We start from the raw sequence: 22,911 nt of genomic DNA, 5'->3' as shown, positions 1-22,911 counted from the left end.
CTGGGATTAGTGATGGAATCCGGGATGCTCCGACTCGCGGGGCATCGGGGCGCTGAGCTGCTCGAGGTACGTCGTTTCGCGGCGGATGTCCGCCAGCAGCTTGTCCGCCAGGTCCATGCTCAGGCCGTTGCGGACCACAATCCGTTCCACCGTCAGGTTCGAGAGGTCGTCCGGCAGGGGATAGGCGGGCACCAGCCAGCCCCTGGTGCGGAGCCGGTCTGCCAGGTCATACAGGTTCCACTTGTCCGTATGGCCTTCCTTCAGGCGCCACGCGAAGACCGGGATGTCCGAACCGTCGTTCCACAGCTCGAAGGGGCCCATTTCCGAGATCGCTCCGGAGAGATGCAGCGCAACGTCCTGCGATGCCTGCTGGATCCGCGCATACCCGTCGCGGCCCAGGCGAAGGAACAAATAGAACTGCAGGACTACCTGCGCGCCGGGGCGGGAGAAGTTCAGGGCGAAGGTCGGCATGTCCCCGCCGAGATAGCTGACATAGAAGATCAGGTCCTCCGGAAGCCACTGCCGTTCCCGCCAGACCACCCAGCCGAGGCCCGGATAGACGAGGCCGTATTTATGGCCTGAAGTGCTGATTGAGTGGACCCGTTCCAGCCGGAAATCCCACTCCAGCTCCTGCTGGATGAACGGAGCGATCATGGCGCCGGATGCGCCGTCCACATGGATCGGAATGTCGAGCCCGGTGGAGGACTGGATCTCGTCGAGCTTGGCGGCAATCTGCTGTACCGGCTCATACATGCCGGTGTAGGTCACTCCCATGATGGCAACGACGCCGATGGTGTTTTCATCGACGTAGTTCTCCAACCCGAAGCCGTCCAGGCATTTATGCTCCTCGCTGATGGGCACCAGCCGCGGCTCCACGTCGAAGTAGTTGCAGAACTTCTCCCAGCACACCTGCACCGCTGAACTCATCACGAGGTTGGGTTTATCCGTCGGTTTTCCCTCGCTGCGGCGCCGGTGCTGCCACAGCCGCTTGAATGCCAGTCCGCCGAGCATGCAGGCTTCGGAGGAACCGACGGTCGAGGTGCCGATGGTTTCCCGGGGGGACGGCGCATGCCACAGGTCGGCAAGGATCTGCCAGCAGTTCTGCTCAATCTGCGCGGTCTGCGGGTACTCGTCCTTGTCGATCATGTTCTTGTCGAACGTCTCGCTGTAGAGCCGGTTCGCGTGGTCGTCCATCCAGGTGCTGACGAAGGTCGCCAGGTTCAGCCGGGCGTTGCCGTCCAGCATGGTCTCGTCGTGGACAATCTGGTAGGCCGTTTCCGGCAGCATTTCGCCGTCGTTCAGCCGAAACTTCGGGGCAGCAGTCTTTTCGCCCGGGCGGGCGAAAAGAGGGTTGACATTAAGGGAATCAGATTCATTCTGAGCCATGGTGAAGTCCTATCATCGACGGTGTGCCCAGAGGCATTGGGCGGTAGTGAACAGCCCAATCGCCACCTCATCTCATAGGGTCAGCGCGCGCAGGAAAAACTATACGGGTGCTGCAAATCCATGACTAGGCCCGGCCGCCGCTTAGCAGCGGTGCCGGCCAAGACGCACTAAAAGCCCGCCGGGGCCGGGAAAATCGCCGGTATCCCATTGAGGGCGGCACACCGCCGGACGTAGCCTTGCTGCACCGTTTGTTCCTTCCGGCGCCCGGCACTCCGCGGCCCGGCCCGGCAAGAGAGAAAGAGAAATCCATGGCTTCCCTTGCACGACGCGAGCGTTTTGAACTGCCTGACCAGGTCCGCCGGTTCTTTGAGGGGGACTGGGAGGTTCCGGCCTTCCCCGTCGAGGAATACCAGGACGGCTCGGCCATGGTGATCCGGGCCGAATTGCCCAACATCAACCCCGAAGAGGATCTGGACGTCACGGTCAGTGACGGAATCCTGCACATCAAGGGGGAGCGGAAGGAACAAAGCGAGCACAAGACCCGGCACGGGTACCGTTCCGAGTTCCGCTACGGGTCCTTCACCCGCGACGTGCCGCTGCCCGCCGGCGCGGGCCAGGACTCGGTCACGGCCACGTATAACGACGGCGTACTGGAAATCCGCGTGCCCATCCCCGAATCCGGACCGTCGTCCACCAAAGTTCCCGTCTCACGGGGCTAGGGCCGGTCCCCGCAGCCTGCATTACCGAGTCTGGACCGCCGACCCTGGAGGACCGGTATGACCGCCCAGCCCGCAGAACGCAGCAGCACGAGGACGTTCCCGGACTGGCTAATCATTGCCACCCTGGGGTGCGGGGGAATTGTGGTCTCGCTCGAGAAGACGGCGGTGGTTCCGCTGCTTCCCGAATACCCCCGCATTTTCGGGGTCACCACCGATGACGTGTCCTGGATGGTCACCGTCACCCTGCTTTCCGCAGCGGTGGCCACCCCCATCGTTTCCCGGCTGGCGGACATGTACGGCAAACGCCGGATGCTGCTGGTGGCGATGGTTCTTATGGTGACGGGAGCCTTCACGGCATCGATAGGGGGGACGTTCACCTGGGCGCTGGTCGGCCGGGGGCTGCAGGGCGCCGGCGGTGCCGTGATTCCTGTCGGAATCAGCATCCTCCGGGATGCCCTTCCGCAGAAGAAGATCGCCGGTGCGGTTTCACTGATGAGCGCGAGCTTCGGCATCGGCAGCGCTCTGGGCCTTCCCCTCGCCGGGCTGGTCTACGAACGGCTGGGGTGGCAGGCCACGTTCTGGATGGTGGGGGTGATCGGGGTACTGCTGATTGCCGCGGTAGCCGTTTTCGTCCCCGTATCCGAAGTCCGCACGCCCGCCCCGTTTGACTACGCCGGTGCCATCCTGCTGTCCGCCGGCATGACCGCGCTGCTGCTGGCCATTACCAAGGGAGGGGTCTGGGGCTGGACCAGCTATCCGGTCCTCGGGCTTCTGGCTGCCGCAGCCGTTGCCTTCGCCTTGTGGTTCCCCGCAGAACTGCGCAACGGGCAGCCCCTGGTGGACCTGCGGACCTCCGCCCGCAGGCCGGTGCTGCTCACCAATATCGGAGCCGTCCTGGTTGGGTTTTCGATGTACGCCAACATGCTGGTCACCACACAGCAGCTGCAGATGTCGCGGGAAACCGGCTACGGCTTCGGCTTGAGCGTGCTGGCGGCCGGGCTCACCATGATCCCCTCAGGATTGGCCATGGTCGCGGCTGCCCCGGTCTCTGCCCGGATCACGAATACCTACGGGGCAAAGGTCACCATGGTGACGGGCTGCGCCGTGATGGCGGCAGGGTATCTCTGGCGGGTGCTGTTCGTCGCCACGGTTCCGGAAGTCATCATCGGCGCGGTGATTGTGTCCGTCGGCACCGCCGTTTCCATGGCAGCCATGCCGACGATCATCATGAGCAACGTTCCGCTCACGGACACTGCTGCGGCGAACGGCGTCAACACGCTCCTGCGCTCCGTGGGTACCTCTACGTGCAGTGCGGCAGTGGCTGCCATTCTCGCTTCCGTCACTGTCACCATCAACGGAACGGTGTTCCCGGATCTGGATGCGTTCCGCACCGTGTTCGTGCTCGCGGGTTTCGCCGCCATCGCGGCCACCGGTGTGTCCTGCCTGATCCCGCGTTCGCGCCGGCGTGAGGCAACGCATCCCGACCTGCATGCCGCGCCGGGGCAGGAACAGCCGCAGCGCGCGGATCGGAAACGGGAGCTGCTGGTTCAGGGACGCATGCTTTCAGCCCAGGACGGGCAGCCGGTAGGCAAGGGAACGGTCACCGTGATGGACTCCGAAGGCCGCCCCGTCGACTGGGACCGGGCTGATGAAGACGGGCGCTACAGTGTTGTGCTTCCGGGCGACGGCCGGTACGTGCTGGTGGCCAACCAGGTCCAGTGGCGGCCGGCTGCCGAAGTCCTTTCCTTCCCCGGCTCGTCCCTGCACCACAACATCACCTTCCGGCACCGGCTTGCCCTGGCCGGAACCATCCGCCACAAAGGGCAGCCGGTCTCCGGCGCGCTGGTGCTCCTGGTGCGGCCCGGCGGAGAAACCTCGGCGGCCGCCCGGTCCGATGCCTCGGGCCGATATGAGCTGACGCTGCCGGGCGCAGGGACCTACATCCTGACCATCGTTGAGCCCGACGGCCGGCGAACCCACAGCAGGCGGGTAGCGCTCCCGGCCCCGGATGCCGTCATCGACGTCGAACTGGGGGACCGGGAACCGCACACCGGGCTGCGCATTTGACCTGTTTCCCAGGCCCGTAGCGATTAAGAGCACACCCTCCGCTTTGGTCCGCGCCGGTCCGAGCGCATACGATCAATCCTGGCGTAAAGCGGACTCCGCCGGGCAACACCGGTGCGGGGTATCTCCTGCTGCGCGGACACTTTTCCTCGTCTTTAGTTAGGGTATGTGGTGGATCTCACCCTCATGGTCGCGCTGGTTATCGCGCTGGCTTTATTCTTCGACTTCACCAACGGTTTTCACGACACAGCCAACGCGATGGCAACACCCATCGCGACCGGTGCCATTAAACCGAAGACAGCTGTGGCGCTGGCTGCCGTCCTCAACCTGGTGGGTGCTTTCCTCTCCACCGAAGTTGCCAAGACCATCTCGCACGGGCTGATCCGCGAAGGTGAGGGCGGGATCCAGATCACGCCGGTCATGATCTTCGCCGGCCTGATGGGCGCGGTCATCTGGAACCTGATCACCTGGCTGAAGGGACTGCCGAGCAGTTCCTCGCACGCCCTGTTCGGCGGCCTGATCGGCGCCGCAGTGGTCGGTGCAGGCTTCGGATCGGTCAACTTCTCCGTGCTCGTGTCCAAGGTGATCCTCCCGGCGCTGATCGCTCCCGTGATCGCCGGTTTTGTGGCGTACCTCGCGACCAAGCTCGCCTACCGCATCACGCGCCGGCATGATCCGGATTCAGGCAACAAACTGCCCCGTAAGCGGGGCGGGTTCCGGTACGCGCAGATCTTCTCCTCGTCACTGGTTGCCCTGGCCCACGGCACCAACGATGCGCAGAAGACCATGGGTGTCATCACCCTGGTCCTCGTGGCCGGTGGCCTCCAGACAGCAGGAACCGGCCCGGAGTTCTGGGTTGTCACGGCGTGTGCCGTTGCCATTGCGGCAGGCACCTACGCCGGCGGCTGGCGCATCATCCGCACCATGGGAACGGGCCTGACCGAGGTCAAGCCTGCACAGGGATTCGCTGCGGAAACCAGCACCGCCGCCGCCATCCTGGCTTCCTCCCACCTGGGCTTCGCCCTCTCCACCACTCAGGTGGCGTCCGGCTCGGTCATCGGCTCCGGCCTGGGCCGCAAGGGCGCCGAGGTCCGCTGGGGAACGGCCGGCCGGGTCGCCAGCGGCTGGCTGCTTACCCTCCCCGCTGCCGCTGCAATGGGAGCCGTCACCGCTCTGATCGCTTCCACCGGGACGGCGGGCGTGGTTGTGGACGCCGTCCTCGGAACGCTGATCATCCTGGCATCTTCCTGTGGTCCCGCCGGGACCACGTGAATCATGACAACGCCGTGTCCAATATCGAAAATGCCGGCGAAGTGGTCCGGATCAGGAAGCGCCGGGGCAAGGGCAAGAAGAAGGGCAGCAAAGCCGTGAAGTCCGGCGGGAACAGCAAGAACAACGGCAAGCTCAAGGCAGGTTCCAAATGAACATCCATTGGCTGGACTACCTCGTAGTCTTCGGAGTCACCCTGGTGGCCGCACTGACCGTAGTCGGCATCTATTCCTTCGGCGTGCGGCTGTACGCGGTTTCCCAGGACGAAGACTCCGCAACCATGCCGACCAACCGGCTGGCGCTGGCGAAGGCGGGGGCGTTTACATGCTTCGCCCTGAGTGCCGTGGCCGTGCTGTACGGCATCTACCTGATTGTGCCCGCGCTGCACAACTGACCCGGTAACGGGTACGCCCCGGGCAAACCAAAGGCCTGCAGGATCCTATGATCCTGCAGGCCTTTGGTGCTTCTGCGGTCCTAGTTCCGTGCCGCAGCTTCGGAAACGTAGAACGGGTAGTCCGTGTAGCCCTCAGGGCCGAAGGAGTAGAACGTGGCCGCGTCCGGCGTGTTCAGGGGCAGGTCTTCCTGCCAGCGGCGCACCAGGTCCGGGTTGGCGATGGCGGGACGGCCCACGACGACGGCGTCGCCGAGTCCGTCTGCCATCATCGCCAGTGCTTCCTCGCGGGTGGTCAGCGGACCGAAGCCCGTGTTCAGCAGCACTTTGCCGCCGAAACGCGTACGCAGGGCCTGGACCAGGTCACCCGCAGGATCGCGGTGCAGGATGCTCAGGTACGCCAGCCCCAGCGGAGCCACGGCATCCAGCAGGGCGCCGTAGGTGGCAAGCAGGTCTTCCGGATCCATTTCCAGGCAGCCCTGGACGTTGTGTTCCGGCGAGATGCGCAGGCCCACCCGTCCGGCGCCGATCTCCGCCGCCACTGCCTGAAGCGTCTCAATGACGAACCGGGCCCGGTTCTCCGGGCTTCCGCCGTAGCCGTCCGTCCGCTGGTTCGCAGTCGGCGACAGGAACTCGTGGAGCAGGTAGCCGTTGGCGCCGTGCAGTTCCACGCCGTCAAAGCCGGCGTCCACGGCAGCGCGGGAGGCACGGACAAAGTCAGCGGTCACGGAAGCCAGTTCCGCGGTTTCCAGCGCGCGCGGCACGGGGTAGGGCTGCTTACCCTCGTAGGTGTGGGACATGCCGTCCACGGCGACCGCGCTCGGAGCCACTACATCCAGGCCGCCGTTGATGTTCGGGTGGGTCACCCGGCCCGCGTGCATCACCTGCGCCACAATGCGGCCCCCGGCAGCATGCACTGCGTCGGTGACCTTCCGCCAGCCGGCCAGCTGTTCCGGGTCCACCAGTCCGGGCTGGCCCGGGAAGCCCTGCCCGCCGCGGCTGGGGTAGGTGCCCTCACTGACAATCAGGCCAAGGGAGGCCCGCTGGCTGTAGTGCTCCACCATCATCGGGCCCGGAATTCCGTCGCGGCCGGCGCGCTGGCGGGTCAGCGGAGCCATGACGAGGCGGTTGGACAGCTCGAAGCTGCCCGCGGTCATCGGGGAAAACAGGTTCACTAAAAACTCTTCCTCTAGGTTGCCGCTGCCCGGGCCCTCGCAGGGCGCGGCAGCGGTGTTGTTCCAGAGGCGGTAACCGGCACCCGGCTGAACCTATTCCGCCGGCGGTGCGTTTTGTGGCACAGGCCATGACCGGCCGCCCGGTCGGTGGCTAGCATGGCGGGATGGCGCGCACTGTGTACTACGGAGCAGTTTCCCTGGATGGATTCGCGGCGACGAACGCTGACGAGGCCGGCCGGTGGGGCGGAGACGGGTTCGGGGTGAGGGAATCGCCGTCCACTGCCGGCGCCGTCGTTATGGGGGCGGGCACCTATGCGCGGCTGCAGCAGGCAGGACAGGGCGGTTCCGTTGCCTGGGACTGCCCGCCGAAACCCGTCTGGGTCTACACGCACCATGAATTCCCCGGCGTCCCCGGCGCGGACGTGATGTTTGTCCGCGGGCCGGTGGAGGAATTCGCCGCCGACATCTCGGCCTCGGCCAACGGCGGAGACGTCTGGCTGCGCGGCGCGGACCTGGCCGGCCAGTACCTGCAGCAGGGGCTGCTCGACGAACTGCGCCTGGTGGTGCATCCGTTCCTCGCGGGACAGGGCCGTCCGCTGCTGGCCTCCGCCGCGGTTCGGCCGGCAGTGCTGCTCAGCGCCGGGCCGTCCGCCGACGGAAGTCTCCGGCTTTGTTACGGATTCGGGGACGGCGGGCAGCCCTAGCGGGACTCGCGGATCATGTTCGTGATGCGTGCCGTGGACAGCCTGCGGCCGTCCTCGTCGGTCATCACCACTTCATGCGTGGTGAGCGTGTTGCCCAGATGGACGGCCGTTGCCGTACCGGTCACCAGTCCGGAGGAAGCGGACCGGTGATGGGTCGCACCGATTTCAATCCCGACGGCGTGCCGGCCGGGCCCGGCGTGGATGCCGGCACCAAAGGAGCCCAGGGTCTCCGCGAGGACCAGGTGCGCGCCGCCGTGCAGGATGCCCGCCACCTGCTCGTTGCCCTCCACCGGCATGGTGGCCACCAGCCGTTCCGCGGACATCTCCAGGAAACGGATGCCCATCTTCACCACCAGGGCACCCACGCCGTGCGCGGACAGCCAGTCATGCATCTGCTCCGGGACACCGGCGTCAATGAGTTCCTGCTTGTGGGGGTTGGTATCCGCTGTGGGGCCGGCCGTACCCGGCGTGAAAATCTCGCTCATGCCAACTAGGCTTGCATTTGTGAGTGAATCTACCAAACTGGCCGCAACCCCCCTTTCAAGCGACACGGAAACCAGCACTACCGCCACGGAAATCCCCGGCACCCCGCCGGCCGGTGCCTCCGCAGCGTCCCTTGGCACCGTGAACGCCGGAGGCCACAACCGGCTCTTGGTAATTGACGGACATTCCATGGCGTTCCGTGCCTTTTACGCCCTGCCCGCAGAGAACTTCTCCACCGACACCGGCCAGCACACCAATGCCGTCTACGGTTTCACCTCCATGCTGATCAACCTGATCAAGGAGGAGAAGCCCACTCATGTTGCCGTTGCCTTCGACCTGGACACCCCCACCTTCCGCTCGGAGGAATACACCGAATACAAGGGCGGCCGGAACAAGACCCCCGAGGAATTCCACGGCCAGATTGACCTGATCATCAAGGTCATGGAAGCCATGCGCATTCCCACCCTCTCCATGGACGGCTACGAAGCCGATGACATCCTGGCCACGCTGGCGGAGAAGGCCTCGGCACGCAACTGGGACGTCATGGTGGTTTCGGGCGATCGGGATGCCTTCCAGTTGGTGGATGACCACGTCACCGTGTTCTATCCCAAAAAGGGTGTCTCCGACCTGCCGCGCATGGATGCCGCAGCTGTTGAGGCCAAATACCTGGTGCCGCCGGACAAGTATTCCGACCTGGCCGCCCTGGTGGGCGAAAGCGCCGACAACCTGCCCGGCGTTCCCGGCGTCGGTCCCAAGACCGCCGCCAAATGGATCAAGCTGTACGGCGGGCTCGAGGGAATCCTGGAAAACCTGGACGCCATCAAGGGCAAGGTGGGGGATTCCCTTCGCGCCAACATCGAGGATGTGAAGCGGAACCGGCGGTTGAACCGCCTGCTGCGGGACCTGGACCTGCCGGTGGACCTGGACGCCATGGCCGCCCAGCGGCCGGACCGGGAAGCCATCGAGGAACTCTTTGACGCGCTGCAGTTCAACGCCCTGCGCAAGCGGCTCTTCGATGTTTACGGCGAAGATGAAGGCGCGGATGCGGGCCACGCCGAGGTGGCCGCCCCGGCGCACAGCACCATCACCGACGCCGGGGAGCTTGAATCCTGGATCCGCGCCACCAACCAGGCCCGGACAGCCGTGCAGCTGGTCACCGAGGGAGCAGCCGCGACGCGCGACGTCGTCGGGCTGGCGCTCGTCACCGATTCCGCCGCCGACTACCTGCCCCTGACCGAGCTGGACGCCGACGCCGAGCAGGTCCTCGCGGCCTGGCTGGCGGACCTGGACGCGCCCAAAATCGTGCATGACTTCAAAGAGGCGTACAAGGCGCTGGCAGCCCGCGGGCTGCACCTGGCCGGCGAAGTCGATGACACCGCCATTTCCGGCTACCTGATCCAGCCGGACCGGCGCAGCTACGAGCTGGCGGACCTGGCCCAGTACCACCTGCGGATGAACATTGTTCCGGCCGCCGCCGCCAGCAACCAGCTGGAGCTGTCCCTCGGTGATGAAGACGCCGCGACGCCCGCCGTGTCCAAGGCCTTCGCCGCCCTGCGGCTGAGCGAGCACTTCGCCGGCCAGCTGGTGGAGCGCGGCGCCAACCAACTGCTCGGCGGCCTGGAACTGCCGCTGTCCGAAGTCCTCGCCGAGATGGAACTGGCCGGCATCGCCGTGTCCTCTGAAAAGCTGGACCGGCTGCTGGACGATTTCAGTGCCACCATCACCCACGTCAGCGAGGAAGCCTTCCGCATCATCGGCAAGGAAATCAACCTCGGGTCCCCGAAGCAGCTGCAGGCCGTCCTGTTCGACGAACTCGGCCTGCCGAAGACCAAAAAGATCAAGACCGGCTACTCCACGGACGCGGATGCGCTGACGGACCTGATTATCAAGACCGGGCATCCCTTCCTGGAGCAGCTGCTTGCCTTCCGCGACGCGTCCAAACTGCGTTCCACGGTGGAGGGGCTCCGGAAAGCCGTGGCCGACGACGGCCGCATCCACACCACCTACGCGCAGACGGTGGCGGCCACCGGCCGGCTCTCCTCCGTCAACCCGAACCTGCAGAACATTCCCATCCGTTCCGAGGAAGGCCGCCGCATCCGCGAGGTCTTTGTGGTGGGCGAAGGGTATGAGACCCTCCTGACGGCCGACTATTCCCAGATTGAAATGCGCATCATGGCGCACCTCTCCGGGGACGAAGGCCTGATCTCCGCCTTCCGCGCCGGCGAGGACCTGCACCGTTACGTGGGCTCGCATGTGTTCAACGTGGCCCCCGAAGAGGTCACCAGCGCCATGCGCTCGAAGGTCAAGGCCATGTCCTACGGGCTGGTCTACGGCCTGAGCTCCTTCGGCCTGTCCAAGCAGCTGGCCATCCCGGTGGATGAAGCCCGCACGCTGATCCGTGACTACTTCGAGCGGTTCGGTGCCGTGCGGGACTACCTGCGCGGCGTCGTCGAACAGGCCCGCAAGGACGGCTTCACCTCCACCATTGAAGGCCGCAGGCGTTACCTGCCGGATCTGTCCAGCGACAACCGCCAGCTGCGGGAAATGGCCGAACGCGCCGCACTGAACGCTCCCATCCAGGGATCCGCCGCGGACATCATCAAGAAGGCCATGCTCGGGGTGGACGCAGAGCTGAAGGCACAGGGCCTCAAATCCCGGATGCTGCTGCAGGTCCATGATGAACTGGTGCTCGAAGTCGCCCCCGGTGAACGGGACGCAGTGGAGAAGCTGGTGCGGGCACAGATGGGCTCGGCCGCGGAGCTGTCTGTTCCGCTGGACGTCTCCGTGGGGCAGGGCATCAGCTGGCACGAGGCAGGGCACTAGGCGGGAGAATCCCGCAGAGCAACCAGGGGGGACCATGGGTACGGGGCAGAGCGCCGGCAGCGGTACGGACGGATTGCGCTTCGAGTCGTTTCCGGCCGGCTACGACCCCGCGGACCCGGCGAAGGCCGACCAGCGGACGGCTCGGTGGTTCGACGCCGTCAACCTGGGCTTCCATGAGGACCGCAGCAACGAGGAACGGTTCCCGGCCCAGGTGGACGGTTATCTGCGGGACGGCCGCGTCCTGACCGCCGTTTACGACGACGGCGGAACGGAGTACGCGTGGGATCCGGCGGTGCCGGTGGCCACCTACGCCACCATGGTGAATACGCTGAACGTGGGCGGGACCCAGCTGCTGCCCACGCATCTGGTCACCGCGGTCACCGTCCGGCCCACGCACCGGCGCCGCGGCATCCTGCGGAAGATGATCACCGGGGACCTGGCCCGGGCCAAAGCGGCCGGCCTGGCGCTGGCAGCGCTCACGGCCTCGGAGGCAACCATTTACGGGCGGTTCGGCTTCGGTGCCGCCACGTCCACCGCCGGCGTCGAGCTGGAAACCCGCGGCGGACTTGGATTCACGGCGCCGGCGCGGGGCACCGTTGCGATTGCCGATCCGGACAGGCTCCGGACACTCGTGCCGGAAATCTTCCGCCTCCACCTTGAGCGCACCTTCGGCGCCCTGGGCCGGCAGCATGCGTACGCCATGCGTGCTGCCGGGGAATGGAACGGGGAAAACACCGAACCGGACCGGGCCGTGCGCGGTGTTCTGCGCCTCGATGCCGAGGGCGTCCCGGACGGTTATGCGGCCTACAAGTCGCTGGGCTGGCGGGAGGAGCCGCACACCATAAAGGTCATCGATCTGGTGGCAGCCAGCGACGAGGCCTACCGGGAGCTGTGGCGGTACCTCGGGTCCATCGATCTCGTGGACCGGTTGACCTTCACCGAAGCTCCCGTGGAGGATCCGCTGCCGTGGATGCTGACGGACCGGAGGCGGTACAAGGTCACCTCCGTGGAGGACGTATTGTGGCTGCGGATCCTGGACCCGCAGGCTGCCCTGGCTGCCCGCGGATACTTCGGCGGCGGAACGGTGGTGCTTGAAATCGACGATCCGCTCGGACTGGCGGCGGGAACCTTCCTGCTGGAGGTGCACGGCGGCGTCGGGACGGCCCGGCCGGCCGGACCCGGGGAACATGCCCAGCGGCCGCGGGTCCGGCTGACTGCAGCCGCCCTCGGATCGCTGTATCTCGGGGCCGTGAGCGCTCGGACCCTGGCCGCGGCCGGGGGAGTGCAGGCAGGGGAGGACGCCCTTGCTGTCCTGGACGAACTGTTCACGGCCGGCCCCGCACCCTACTGCAGCACGCATTTCTAGCCGCCCAAGTAGTCGGCCACGTGTTTTTGTGCCCGCGGCGCGCCGGTTCCCTTTGACCTGCGTTGGCGCGTCCGGCTAGACTGATCGGGCGCGTAATAGCGCGAGTTATTACCAATCCTGTCCATCTCCGGACAAACAAGCTGTGTGTCAGAGGCGTTTTCGTGCCTAGGGCCTGCACTTGGGCAAGTAACCTGCTTGCGGCGGCCGTTAGGCATGCCGCGGGTTTAGTGGAAGCCGGTCCGGAATACAAAACAACTTCCACATCGGAGTCCCAACTACATGACCATCACCACCAACGAGAAGTCCGGTACCCCGCAGGTCGCCATCAACGACATCGGTACTGCCGAGGACTTCCTCGCCGCGATTGACGCAACGATCAAGTACTTCAACGACGGCGATCTCGTCGAAGGTACCGTTGTCAAGGTTGACCGCGACGAGGTCCTGCTCGACATCGGTTACAAGACCGAGGGTGTCATTCCTTCCCGCGAGCTTTCCATCAAGCACGACGTTGATCCCGGAGACGTTGTCTCCGTCGGCGATCAGGTCGAAGCCCTGGTGCTCACCAAGGAAGACAAAGAAGGCCGTCTGATCCTCTCCAAGAAGCGTGCTCAGTACGAGCGTGCCTGGGGCGACATCGAGAAGGTCAAGGAAGAAGACGGCGTCGTTACCGGTACCGTCATCGAGGTTGTCAAGGGTGGTCTTATCCTCGACATCGGGCTGCGCGGCTTCCTGCCGGCATCCCTCGTGGAGATGCGTCGTGTCCGCGACCTGGCTCCGTACATCGGTCAGCAGATCGAAGCCAAGATCATCGAGCTGGACAAGAACCGCAACAACGTTGTGCTGTCCCGCCGTGCCTGGCTCGAGCAGACCCAGTCCGAGGTTCGCTCCACGTTCCTCAACAAGCTGGAAAAGGGCCAGGTTCGTCCGGGCGTTGTTTCCTCCATCGTCAACTTCGGTGCCTTCGTGGACCTTGGCGGCGTAGACGGCCTCGTGCACGTCTCCGAGCTGTCCTGGAAGCACATCGACCACCCCTCCGAGGTCGTTGAAGTTGGCCAGGAAGTCACCGTTGAGGTTCTGGAAGTTGACCTCGACCGCGAGCGTGTCTCCCTGTCGCTGAAGGCTACGCAGGAAGATCCGTGGCAGACCTTCGCCCGCACCCACGCCCTCGGCCAGGTTGTTCCGGGTAAGGTCACCAAGCTGGTTCCGTTCGGCGCGTTCGTTCGCGTCGAAGACGGCATCGAAGGCCTGGTCCACATCTCCGAGCTGGCTGTCCGCCACGTGGAGCTCGCCGAGCAGGTTGTCTCCGTTGGGGACGAACTGTTCGTCAAGGTCATCGACATCGATCTTGAGCGCCGCCGCATCTCGCTGTCCCTGAAGCAGGCCAACGAGGGCGTCGATCCCGAGGGCACCGAATTCGATCCGGCTCTGTACGGCATGGCCGCAGAGTACGACGAAGCCGGCAACTACAAGTACCCGGAGGGCTTCGACCCCGAGTCCAACGAATGGCTCGAAGGCTACGAGACCCAGCGCGCCGCTTGGGAGCAGCAGTACGCTGACGCCCAGGCCCGTTGGGAAGCCCACAAGAAGCAGGTCGCCCAGCACAACTCCGAGGACATCGCTGCTGCATCGGAATCCAACGATTCCGGCACCACCAGCTACTCCTCCGAGCCGGCCGTTGCCGAGACGGGTGCCGGCACGCTGGCTTCCGACGAAGCCCTGGCTGCACTGCGCGAGAAGCTCACGGGAAACTAATTCCCCCAGGCTGCTGACTCCGGTTCACCGGAGCCGGTAACCGCACAAAGGCGGGCCCCCACCGGAAGGTGGGGGCCCGCCTTTTTTGTATCCTGCCCGGCTCAGGCGGAGTCGCGCACCACCAGGGAGGTGGGCAGACGGTAGACCCGTGCCGCGGGGCGGCCCTCAATGAGTTCCACAAGAACCTCCGCCATCTTTTCCCCCAGGGCGGAGATGGGATGGTGGACGGTGGTCAGGAGCGGAACCACGCTGGTGGCGAAGTAATCATCGTCAAAGCCCACCACGGCAATGTCCTCCGGGATGCGCAGCCCCTTCTCCTTGATGACGGAGTAGGCCCCGGCTGCCATCTGGTCATTAGCCACGAAAAGGCCGTCCAGCGGCTTGCCCCGCTCGAGCAGGCGTCGCATGGCCGCAGCCCCGGACGTCACGGTGAAGTCCCCGATTTCCACCAGGGCATCATCCAGGCCGCCCGCAGCCAGTGCGGCGCGCCAGCCTGCCAGCCGGTCCACCCCCGGCGGCATGTCCTGCGGGCCGGCGATAGTGCCGATATGGCGGCGCCCGCCCTCCACCAGACGGGCCGTGGCAGCCACGGCGCCTTCCTCGTTGTCCACCTCCACGAAGTAGCTTTCGTCGGCGTTGACCAGCGGCCGGCCGGCGAAGACCACCGGCAGCGAGTTCGTCAGGCTGGCCCAGGAATGGTCCCCGCTGTGGTGGGAGACCACGAGCACACCGTCGACGTTGCCGCCCATCAGATAGCGGCGCGTCTTGTCCGGATCGGTCTCCGAGGACGTGACGATGTTGAGCATGTATTCGGTGGTGTTCAGGTACCGGGTCACTCCTTCCACCACGGTGGCAAAGAACGGGTCGGCGAACACCTTGGAGGTGGATTCCGGAACCAGCAGGGTCACCGTGTGGGTCCGCCTGCTGGCCAGGGTCCGGGCCGCACGGTTGGGAACATAGTTCAGGGTCCGGACGGCCTCCTCGACAGACTCCGCCAGATGCGGTGCAACGGACTGGGCCCCATTCACTACACGGGACACGGTGGCACGCGAGACTCCGGCCAGCGCCGCCACCATTTCGAGTGTGGGGGCCGGCCTGCTCCCGGGTTCAGCACTCATTGCTGCCTTCCTGTACTGAAGTCGGTTCCTCGAGACGGATAGTGCGGGCCGGGACCCACTTTACCGGCCACTCAGGGCACCGGTGCTGTTTCCAGGGGCGAGCCCCGGCGGGTATCCCCGGCCCGGAATTCCGCGATCAGGGCGCTGTAGGCATGGCCGCTGTCCTTGACGGTACGTTCCATGGTCTCGTAATCCACGCGCACAATACCGAACCGTTTGCTGTATCCCCAGGACCACTCGAAGTTATCCAGCAGCGACCAGACGAAGTATCCGCGCACGTCGGCACCGGCATCGATGGCGCGCCCGACGGCGCCGATGTGGTCCAGGATGAACCGGGTGCGCTCCGGATCGTGGACCGATCCGTCCGTGCTCACGGCGTCATCATAGGCAGCGCCGTTTTCGGTGACGTACAGCGGGGGCAGGGCCGGATACTCCTCGCCGAGCCGGACCAGGAGCCTGCGCAGCCCGTCCGGATTGACCTCCCAGCCCATGGCGGTGCGGGGGAGTCCCCGGGTGGGGAAGGTAATGTGCTCGGCCCCGATCCAGGGCGAGGCCACCGGCCGGCCCGAACCTCCGGAGTGGCCGTCGGCACCGCTTGTATCCGGGTGCCCGCTGATCTGGTCATCGTGGTAGTGGTTCACGCCCAGGAAATCGATGGGAGCTCCGATGATCTCCAGGTCCCCGTCCAGGATGACCTCGCGCAATCCGAAAGACTCGAGATCCTGCAGAGTGTCTTCCGGGTACGCACCGCGAAGGATGGGGTCCAGGAAGATGCGGTTCTGCAGGGAGTCAAAAAGCCGGGCCGCTTCCAGGTCTGCGGGATCCGCGGCGTCGAGGGGGATGGAGTTGCTCAGGTTCAGCGTGATGCCCAGCTGCCGGGCACCGCGGCTGCGAAGTTCATTGACAGCCAGGCCGTGTGCCAGGTGCTGGTGGTGCACCGCGGCAACGGCGGCGCGGGGTTCCTGCCGGCCGGGTGCGTGCACGCCGGATCCGTACCCCAACAGGGAGGAGCAGAACGGTTCGTTGAACGTGGTCCAGTGCTGCACCCGGTCGCCCAAAGCCGAGTAGACATCATTCGCGTACTCCGCAAAGCGGTAGGCGGTGTCCCGGTTCGCCCATCCGCCCTTGTCCTCGAGCGCCTGCGGCAGGTCCCAGTGGTAGAGCGTAAGCCAGGGCAGGATGTCCGCTTCCAGCAGTTCATCCACCAGCCGGGAGTAGAAGTCCAGCCCTTTGGCGTTGGTGCCGCGGTCTCCGGGCCGGACCCTGGCCCAGCTGGTGGAGAACCGGTAGGAATCCAGGCCCAGTTCTTTCATCAGCGCCACGTCGGCCGGCATGCGGTGATAGTGGTCCACCGCGGTTTCCGGAGTATCCAGATTCCTCACGTTGCCGGGGGTCCGGGCGAACGCATCCCAGACGGAGTCTTCCTTCCCGTCCTCCCGGGCAGCTCCTTCAACCTGGGCTGCCGCCGTGGCGGATCCCCAGATAAAGCCTGACGGGAAGTTCTTCCACTCCGTGGTGTTGTTCGTCATTAGCCCTTCACTGCTCCCTGCATGATTCCGGATATAAGTTGTTTGCCCGCCGCAGCGAAAAGGATGAGGAGGGGAATGGTTGCCAGCACGGCTCCGGTGAGGACCACCGAGTAGTCGGTGTACCGGTTGGATTGCAGCTGGCTGAGTGCTGTCTGGAGGGTAGGGTTGCCGGCGTCCAGCACCAGCAGCGGCCAGAGGAAGTCCGTCCAGGCGGACATAAAGGTAAACAGGCTCAGGATGGCCATGGCAGGTCTCGCTGCGGGCAGTGCCACATGCCAGAAGGTCTTGATCATGTTGGCGCCGTCCATGCGGGCTGATTCGATCAGCTCGTCGGGGATGACGTCCACCAGGTACTGCCGCATAAAGAACACACCGAAGGCCGTGACCAGGGTGGGGACAATGACGGCACCGATCTCACCGGTCCAGCCGAAGGTCCGCATCAGCATGAACAGTGGAATGATGCCGAGCTGGGTGGGAATTGCCATGGTCGCCACCACCGCGACCATCAGGAGGTTGTTTCCCTTGAACCGGAGTTTCGCGAACGCGTAGCCGGCAAGCGTGGAAAACATGACCACGGAGACAGTGATGATGCTCGAGATCAGGATGCTGTTCCACAGCGCCGTCCAGAAGGGGATGGTGTCCATGACTTCGGCAACATTTTTCCAGAAGTTGCCGCCGGGAAACAGCGGCGGCCAGGTGAGGCTGAGTGCTTCATTGGACCGGCTGCCCACCACCGCGGACCACCAGAGAGGGTAGGCGGAACCAATAAAGAAGGCGAGGAGCAGGCCGTAGGTGAGGTAGCCGGGGCGAAGGCCGTTACCGAGGAGGCGGTGCCGCAGGGCCGGGCGCCGGCGCGGCGCCGGTAGCTCCTGGCCGGGCGTGGTGTGACGTTCGAGGATACTCACTAGTGCTTCCCTTCAGCTGCCGGCCGGCGGCGCTGCCGCCTGCCGTCGGATGACGCGATCCGCCTGGACAGGGCCAGATTGAGGACTCCGAAAAGAACGATGATCAGGAACAGGAGCCAGGCAATGGCAGACGCAGCCCCGAAATCCTGCCGTTGGAAAGCCATTTCCCACAGGTAGAGGACGGTGGTCTGGAACTGGCGCTGCGGGCCGCCTGCGAACGTCGGGTCGAACAGGCGCGGTTCCGTGAAGATCTGCAGGCCGCCGATGGTGGAGGTGATGACGACGAAGATCATGGTGGGGCGGATGCTCGGCAGGGTGATGCTGAAGAAGCGCCGTACGGCACCCGCGCCGTCGAGGGCGGCGGATTCGTAAATGTCCCGCGGGACTGCCTGCATGGCTGCCAGCAGGATCAGCGCGTTGTAGCCCGTCCACCGCCAGTTGACCATGCTGGCAATCGCCACGTGGCTCGGGAACGTCTCCGTGCGCCACATGATCGGATCAACACCGAAGTTGCCCAGGAAGCTGTTGATGAGGCCGTGCTCTTCATTGAACATGTTCGTGAAAATCAGGGCGACGGCGACAGGCGTGACGACATACGGGAGCAGAACGCTCATGCGCCAGAAGGTCTTGGCCCGGATGTTCTGGTCCAGGACGGCGGCGATCACCAATGCGCCCGCCAGCTGCGGAATGGCGGAGAGCAGGAAAATGCTCATCGTGTTGAACAGCGAGTTCCAGAAGAAACGGTCTGCCAGGACGTCGGCGAAATTACCCAGGCCGACAAACTCTCCCTGCCCTTTCAGGAGGTGCCACTCATGCAGCGAGACCCAGAACGTGTAAATCAGGGGAAACAGGCCTACCAGCGCGAAGAGCAGGAAGAACGGGGAAATGTACAGGTAGGGAGAGGCTTTGACGTCCCAGACGTTCAGCCGCTGCCTAAAGGTGGGTTTGATCTTTTGCGGCGGCGCTGCAGCTGCGGCGGGGCGCTTGGTGGTTACGGTCATGTCGATTCTCACAGTCCATCCAGGGGCCCCCGGATTCCCGGGGGCCCCGTTCCGATAAGTGCTAGTCCTTGACGACCAGCTCGTTCAGGAGTTGGACTGCTTCATTCCAGGCACCTTCTCCGTCGGTCTTGCCTGCATCAAGCTGGGTCAGAGCCGCGCCGAAGACCTTCTCCTGGATGACTGAATCGTCCGGGCCCTTGAACTGGGCAACAACGCCTTCTGCCCGTGAGGCCAGGATTGCGCCGGTGGGAGCGTTGTTGAACATCGGGTTGGGAGTGGCCTCTTCAGCCAACTGCTCCTGCGCCTCAATGGTGCTGGGGAAGTTGTTAGCGGCTGCAGACTGCTTCACCTGCTGTTCCGGGGCGGTGAGCCAGGCGGCCAGTTTGGCTGCCTCTTCCTTGTGCTCGGACGTTTCGGGGACTGCCAGGAAGGCGCCGCCCCAGTTGGATGCTCCGCCGGGGAAAACATCGGCGAAGTCCCAGCCCGAGTCCGCGCCGCCGCCTGCCGATTCAAGCTGTTCCTGAATGGTGCCGAGCATCCAGCCCGGGCAGACGAAGGTGGCGAAGGAGCCGTCAGTGAATGCCCGGCCCGTACCCCAGTCCCACTTCGTTTCGTTGGCGGAAAGACCCGCTTCGGTGCCCGCAGCAAGCTGCATGAACCGGTCCTTCATGGCGGTGTTGCCTTCGATGTTGAGGTCACCGTCCGCGGTGTAGTAACCCTCATCCATCTGGTTCACCATGGAGTTCCAGACGAACCCGGACTGGTCATACCAGGCGTTGCCGGTCTTCTCCTTGTACTGGTTGCCGAGCTCGAAGTAGGTGTCCCAGGTGGCGTCGTCTCCACCGAAGAGCTCGGCAACCGCCTCACGGTCGCTGGGCATTCCGGCTGCTTCGAAGAGCTTGCCGTTGTAGCACAGACCCTGCGGGCCAATATCGGTGCCGTAGCCGATGACCCGGCCCTCGCTGTCGGTGCCCTGCTTGAACTTCCAGTCCACCCAGTTGTCCTTGATGTCCTCTGCACCGTAGTCATTGAGGTCTACGAACTGGTCCGAGACGTCCATGACGGCACCGAGCCAGCCCTCCTCCAGGGCCACAACATCGCTGACGCCCGAACCGGCCGCGAGTTTGGTGAACAGGTCGGTCTGCGCGTTGGCACCGCGGTCAATGTTGTTGGGCTTGATGTCGATGCCCGGGTTGGCTTCTTCGTATTCGGCGTACAGATCGTCGTAACCGAAGGTGCCGAACGTGGTGACGCTTAGCTCCAGGGGGTTGTCTTCGCTGGCAGCTTCATTGTCGCCGCCGCCGCAGCCTACGGCCAGCAGCGCCACGACGGCGGCACCTGCAATAGCCGCCGCGGGATGTCGGAAATTCTTCACGGTCACTCCTTTGTGTGTGGGTACTTCGGTAAAGTCCCGGAACTAGTGGACCGTGGGCCCTTTAATACTCTGGGCGGGATCCGACAGGGGCGGGATATTGGTTTGACTGCCTAACAGGTCCAGGCGCTCCGCCGGGGTGATACCGGGGTGAGAGAGCGCTCTCTTGACTCAGATGACAGCCTAGGAGTGACTTACGCCACTGTCAAGAGAGCGCTCTCTCCTCTTTTTCCCACCCACCGGAAACGGGGAAGACCTCCGGGTGCCCGCGGAACCTATGGCCCGGCTAACGCGCGCTGGATGGAATCGCTGGACTAGCGCCGGGTGCTGACGGTGACCGTGAACTTCGGGTTCCGCGCCACCTCGCGCGTCGGCCCGACCAGTCGGGTCAGGGCGGGCTTGTACAACAGGTGGCTGTTCCAGACGGTCCACAGCTCTCCGCCGGGTTTGAGGACACGGCCGGCGTCGGCGAAGAGCTTCAGGGCAATGCCGGCGTACACCGCGGCGCCGATATGGAAGGGCGGGTTCAGCACAATCAGTTCTTCGGACTTGTCGGGCAGAGGCGCCAGGGCGTCGGCGCGGGTGACGACGGTGCGGTCCGCCACGGAGTTGGCAGCCAGGGTCCGTTCGGCGGAGGCGGCAGCCGCGGCGGACTGGTCGGTCGCCAGGACCCGCAGGTCCGGGCGTGTCAGCGCCAGATATGCGGCAATGGCTCCCGTTCCGCAGCCCAGATCCACGGCATGTCCGGCAGCGCGCGCCCCGGCAAGATGCGGCAGCAGGAACCGGGTGCCGGGGTCCAGTGCGGCACCGCCGAAGGCCGCGCCGTAGGCCCACAGCTCCAGCGGCTGTGCCAGCCCGACGTCGTACCGCTGGGAAAGCGGAAAACGAGCGGCGGGACGCTGCTCCGCAGGCAGGGGGGAGGCTGCGGTGAGCACGCGCGATTTCTGCCGGCCCAGTCCTGCCGTGACGGAGCCGAAGTAGCGCGAGAGGACGTCGTTCATGGCAGTGGTCATGTGCTTGATGCGTCCGCCTGCGTACACGGTGACGTCCGGCGCGGCGGAAGCCGCGATCAGGGACGCAATCTCCTCCAGGGCGGCGAGCGAGCGGGGAAGCCGCAGCAGCACCGTACGGGCACCTTCCACCAGTGCCGGTGTAAGGGGATGGTGGGTGAACACGTCCGTCAGGCCAAGCTCCGCGGCGTTCGCCTCCAGTGCCTGTTCACCGCTCAGCGGATCCTGGTGGACGCGGAGTCCGCTCAGCCCGTGGCGGGAGGCAGCGCCCAGGGTCAGGGCGCCGTAGGCATCGCCGATGACAACGATGCCGGCCTGCTCCGGGTCCGCCGCTGCCGCGAGGTCCGCGGCTGCCGTGTCCAGCAGGAGGCGGTCCGCCGCGTCCCAGGCCTGGAGGTTGGGGGCCTCCACGTCCGGCCGGCGGCGCAGCCGCGCAAAGTCAAAATCGGTCCGGCCCGGTGCGGGGTCAGTCAAGGTCAATCCATTCTGTTCCAAGGGGGACCGGCGCGGCGGCTCCGGCGGTCAGGGCGGCAAGCCGGGCTTGGAACGAGTCCAGGGCGTCCGGGGTGTCCGGCAGGGCCACGTTGATGAAGGCTCCGGCGGCTGAGTACTCCGTTCCCAGCACGGACACGCCTGCGGTGCGGAGATCGTTTTCCAGCCGCCCCGCCGCCGAGTGTCCGGCGGGAATGCCGTAAAGCCGCATCCGGCGGCGGCGAAGCAGGGGAGCGGAGGCGAGGGCCGAGGAGACGGACTCGGAGTAGGCGCGCACCAGGCCGCCGGCACCGAGGAGGATGCCGCCGAAGTAGCGGACGGTCACAGCGGTAATGTCGCTGAGGTCGGTGGCACCGCGAAACGTTTCCCGCTTGGTGATGGCCTCAAGCATCGGAAGGCCGGCGGTGCCGGAGGGCTCGCCGTCGTCGCTGGAGCGTTGGACCCCGCGGTCGGGACCCAGGACGAAGGCGCTGCAGTGGTGCCGGGCGTCGTGGAATTCCCGGCGGAGGTCCGCCACCAGGGCACGGGCCTGGTCCTCGGTTTCGGTACGGCGCAGCACGGTGATGAAACGGGAGCGCTTGATCTCGAGCTCGGAGCGGTGTTCCGCGGCGATGGTGGTGTAGCGCCCCGCCGCCGCGTCAATATCGCTCACCTCTCCAGTCTAATGGCCGGTGCCGGCGTCCGTGCCTGCCGCGGCGGCCGGACGGGCAGCGGTAGGGTGGGGGCATGCTCAAGGTTGGACTCACCGGCGGGATCGCCGCCGGAAAATCCCTGGTTGCCCGGACCCTCGTCGACTGCGGTGCCGTGCTGGTGGACGCCGATGCCCTGGCCCGTGAAGTGGTGGAGCCGGGCACACAGGGGCTGGCCGCCGTCGTCGAGGCCTTCGGCCCGGACATCCTGGCCGCCGACGGCTCCCTGGACCGTCCCGCGCTGGCCGCCCTGGTCTTCGGAAATGAGGACCGCAGGAAGGTGCTCAACGGAATCATCCATCCGCTGGTGCGTGCCCGTGCCGCGGAGCTGGCAGCCGAAGTGCCCGCCGACGGAATCCTGGTGCAGGACATCCCGCTGCTGGTGGAAACCGGCCAGGCGGGGAATTTTGACGTCGTCCTCGTTGTCGAAGCACCCGAAGAAGTGCGCCTGGACCGGATGGTCCGCGACCGCGGCATGGAGCCCGACGCCGCACGCGCCCGGATCGCCGCCCAGGCCACGGCCGCGCAGCGGGCCGAAGCCGCCGACGTCGTGCTGCACAATACCGGCAGCCCCGCGGAGCTGGAGGCCGCCGTGCGGGATCTGTGGGAAACCCGGCTGGTGCCCCTGAACGCCGCACGGGGGCAGGGCGCACCGTAGGCGCC

At 65.6% G+C, this 22,911-nt stretch carries 18 protein-coding genes and 1 pseudogene; 9 read left to right on the top strand and 10 right to left on the bottom strand.

What is annotated here, in order from left to right; genetic code table 11:
- Nucleotides 1-6: 6 nt before the first annotated feature.
- Nucleotides 7-1,386 (bottom strand): glutamate decarboxylase, encoded by a 1,380-nt coding sequence (gene gad, locus GD627_RS08575; protein WP_152272151.1) that lies wholly within the window; start codon nucleotides 1,384-1,386, stop codon nucleotides 7-9.
- Between the two features lie 308 nt (nucleotides 1,387-1,694).
- On the opposite strand from gad, the gene GD627_RS08570 reads away from it, so the two are divergent.
- From GD627_RS08570 to GD627_RS08555, 4 genes and pseudogenes are all read left to right on the top strand, one after another.
- Nucleotides 1,695-2,105, top strand: coding sequence for an Hsp20/alpha crystallin family protein (locus tag GD627_RS08570; protein ID WP_146362051.1), 411 nt, complete (start codon nucleotides 1,695-1,697; stop codon nucleotides 2,103-2,105).
- Nucleotides 2,106-2,162: 57 nt separating this feature from the next.
- Nucleotides 2,163-4,172, top strand: a complete 2,010-nt coding sequence (locus GD627_RS08565; RefSeq protein ID WP_152272150.1) for an MFS transporter — start codon at nucleotides 2,163-2,165, stop codon at nucleotides 4,170-4,172.
- 168 nt (nucleotides 4,173-4,340) lie between these two features.
- Nucleotides 4,341-5,593, top strand: a pseudogene (locus GD627_RS08560) (anion permease).
- Nucleotides 5,590-5,832, top strand: a complete 243-nt coding sequence (locus GD627_RS08555) for a hypothetical protein (RefSeq protein WP_246165401.1) — start codon at nucleotides 5,590-5,592, stop codon at nucleotides 5,830-5,832. Before GD627_RS08560 ends, GD627_RS08555 begins: the two are co-directional and overlap by 4 nt.
- An 80-nt stretch (nucleotides 5,833-5,912) precedes the next feature.
- On the opposite strand, the gene GD627_RS08550 is transcribed toward GD627_RS08555, so the two are convergent.
- Nucleotides 5,913-6,986, bottom strand: a complete 1,074-nt coding sequence (locus GD627_RS08550; RefSeq protein ID WP_210250491.1) for an alkene reductase — start codon at nucleotides 6,984-6,986, stop codon at nucleotides 5,913-5,915.
- A gap of 182 nt (nucleotides 6,987-7,168) precedes the next feature.
- Here GD627_RS08550 and GD627_RS08545 point away from each other — a divergent pair, with 182 nt between their 5' ends.
- Nucleotides 7,169-7,708 carry a dihydrofolate reductase family protein gene (locus GD627_RS08545; protein ID WP_146362047.1) on the top strand — a complete coding sequence of 180 codons (540 nt, stop codon included), beginning with the start codon at nucleotides 7,169-7,171 and terminating at the stop codon, nucleotides 7,706-7,708.
- Here the strand turns inward: GD627_RS08545 and GD627_RS08540 are convergent.
- Nucleotides 7,705-8,193: a PaaI family thioesterase gene (locus GD627_RS08540; protein WP_152272148.1), complete on the bottom strand. Its 489-nt coding sequence runs from the start codon at nucleotides 8,191-8,193 to the stop codon at nucleotides 7,705-7,707. The two genes, GD627_RS08545 and GD627_RS08540, sit on opposite strands and share 4 nt — an antisense overlap.
- On the opposite strand from GD627_RS08540, the gene polA reads away from it, so the two are divergent.
- The 3 genes from polA (at nucleotide 8,192) to rpsA (ending at nucleotide 14,132) form a co-directional block, all read left to right on the top strand.
- Nucleotides 8,192-11,014 carry a DNA polymerase I gene (gene polA / locus GD627_RS08535; protein WP_152272147.1) on the top strand — a complete coding sequence of 941 codons (2,823 nt, stop codon included), beginning with the start codon at nucleotides 8,192-8,194 and terminating at the stop codon, nucleotides 11,012-11,014. The genes GD627_RS08540 and polA overlap by 2 nt on opposite strands.
- Before the next feature lie 34 nt (nucleotides 11,015-11,048).
- Nucleotides 11,049-12,380, top strand: a complete 1,332-nt coding sequence (locus GD627_RS08530; protein WP_152272146.1) for a GNAT family N-acetyltransferase — start codon at nucleotides 11,049-11,051, stop codon at nucleotides 12,378-12,380.
- A 279-nt stretch (nucleotides 12,381-12,659) separates the two neighbouring features.
- Entirely contained in the window at nucleotides 12,660-14,132 is a 1,473-nt protein-coding gene (gene rpsA / locus GD627_RS08525; RefSeq protein WP_146362043.1) for a 30S ribosomal protein S1, read from the top strand.
- A 101-nt stretch (nucleotides 14,133-14,233) separates the two neighbouring features.
- Here the strand turns inward: rpsA and GD627_RS08520 are convergent, their stop codons facing one another.
- The 7 genes from GD627_RS08520 to GD627_RS08490 form a co-directional block, all read right to left on the bottom strand.
- Nucleotides 14,234-15,250: a LacI family DNA-binding transcriptional regulator gene (locus tag GD627_RS08520; protein WP_152272145.1), complete on the bottom strand. Its 1,017-nt coding sequence runs from the start codon at nucleotides 15,248-15,250 to the stop codon at nucleotides 14,234-14,236.
- Nucleotides 15,251-15,321: 71 nt separating this feature from the next.
- The gene (locus GD627_RS08515; protein ID WP_152272144.1) at nucleotides 15,322-16,779 is read right to left on the bottom strand and encodes a GH1 family beta-glucosidase; all 1,458 of its coding nucleotides are present in this window, start codon (nucleotides 16,777-16,779) and stop codon (nucleotides 15,322-15,324) included.
- Nucleotides 16,779-17,678 carry a carbohydrate ABC transporter permease gene (locus GD627_RS08510; RefSeq protein ID WP_152272501.1) on the bottom strand — a complete coding sequence of 300 codons (900 nt, stop codon included), beginning with the start codon at nucleotides 17,676-17,678 and terminating at the stop codon, nucleotides 16,779-16,781. Before GD627_RS08510 ends, GD627_RS08515 begins: the two co-directional genes overlap by 1 nt.
- A 5-nt stretch (nucleotides 17,679-17,683) precedes the next feature.
- Nucleotides 17,684-18,685: a carbohydrate ABC transporter permease gene (locus GD627_RS08505; protein ID WP_152272143.1), complete on the bottom strand. Its 1,002-nt coding sequence runs from the start codon at nucleotides 18,683-18,685 to the stop codon at nucleotides 17,684-17,686.
- Between the two features lie 61 nt (nucleotides 18,686-18,746).
- Complete coding sequence (locus tag GD627_RS08500; protein WP_152272142.1) at nucleotides 18,747-20,060, bottom strand: ABC transporter substrate-binding protein; 1,314 nt, start codon at nucleotides 20,058-20,060, stop codon at nucleotides 18,747-18,749.
- A 311-nt stretch (nucleotides 20,061-20,371) separates the two neighbouring features.
- On the bottom strand, nucleotides 20,372-21,541 hold the full coding sequence (locus GD627_RS08495) for a class I SAM-dependent methyltransferase (protein WP_152272141.1): 1,170 nt from the start codon (nucleotides 21,539-21,541) through the stop codon (nucleotides 20,372-20,374).
- A complete protein-coding gene (locus GD627_RS08490) occupies nucleotides 21,534-22,211 on the bottom strand; it encodes an IMPACT family protein (protein ID WP_146362037.1) in 678 nt (225 codons plus the stop codon). Before GD627_RS08490 ends, GD627_RS08495 begins: the two co-directional genes overlap by 8 nt.
- Before the next feature lie 74 nt (nucleotides 22,212-22,285).
- Between GD627_RS08490 and coaE the strand changes: the two genes are divergently transcribed.
- Complete coding sequence (gene coaE, locus GD627_RS08485; RefSeq protein WP_152272140.1) at nucleotides 22,286-22,906, top strand: dephospho-CoA kinase; 621 nt, start codon at nucleotides 22,286-22,288, stop codon at nucleotides 22,904-22,906.
- The last annotated feature ends 5 nt before the right edge of the window (nucleotides 22,907-22,911 follow it).

This window comes from Arthrobacter yangruifuii (genome assembly GCF_009192775.1).
In the GTDB taxonomy this organism is placed as follows: domain Bacteria; phylum Actinomycetota; class Actinomycetes; order Actinomycetales; family Micrococcaceae; genus Arthrobacter_B; species Arthrobacter_B yangruifuii.
Note: the sequence above shows the minus strand (reverse complement) of the source record. Positions and strands in the feature narration are given on the sequence as shown.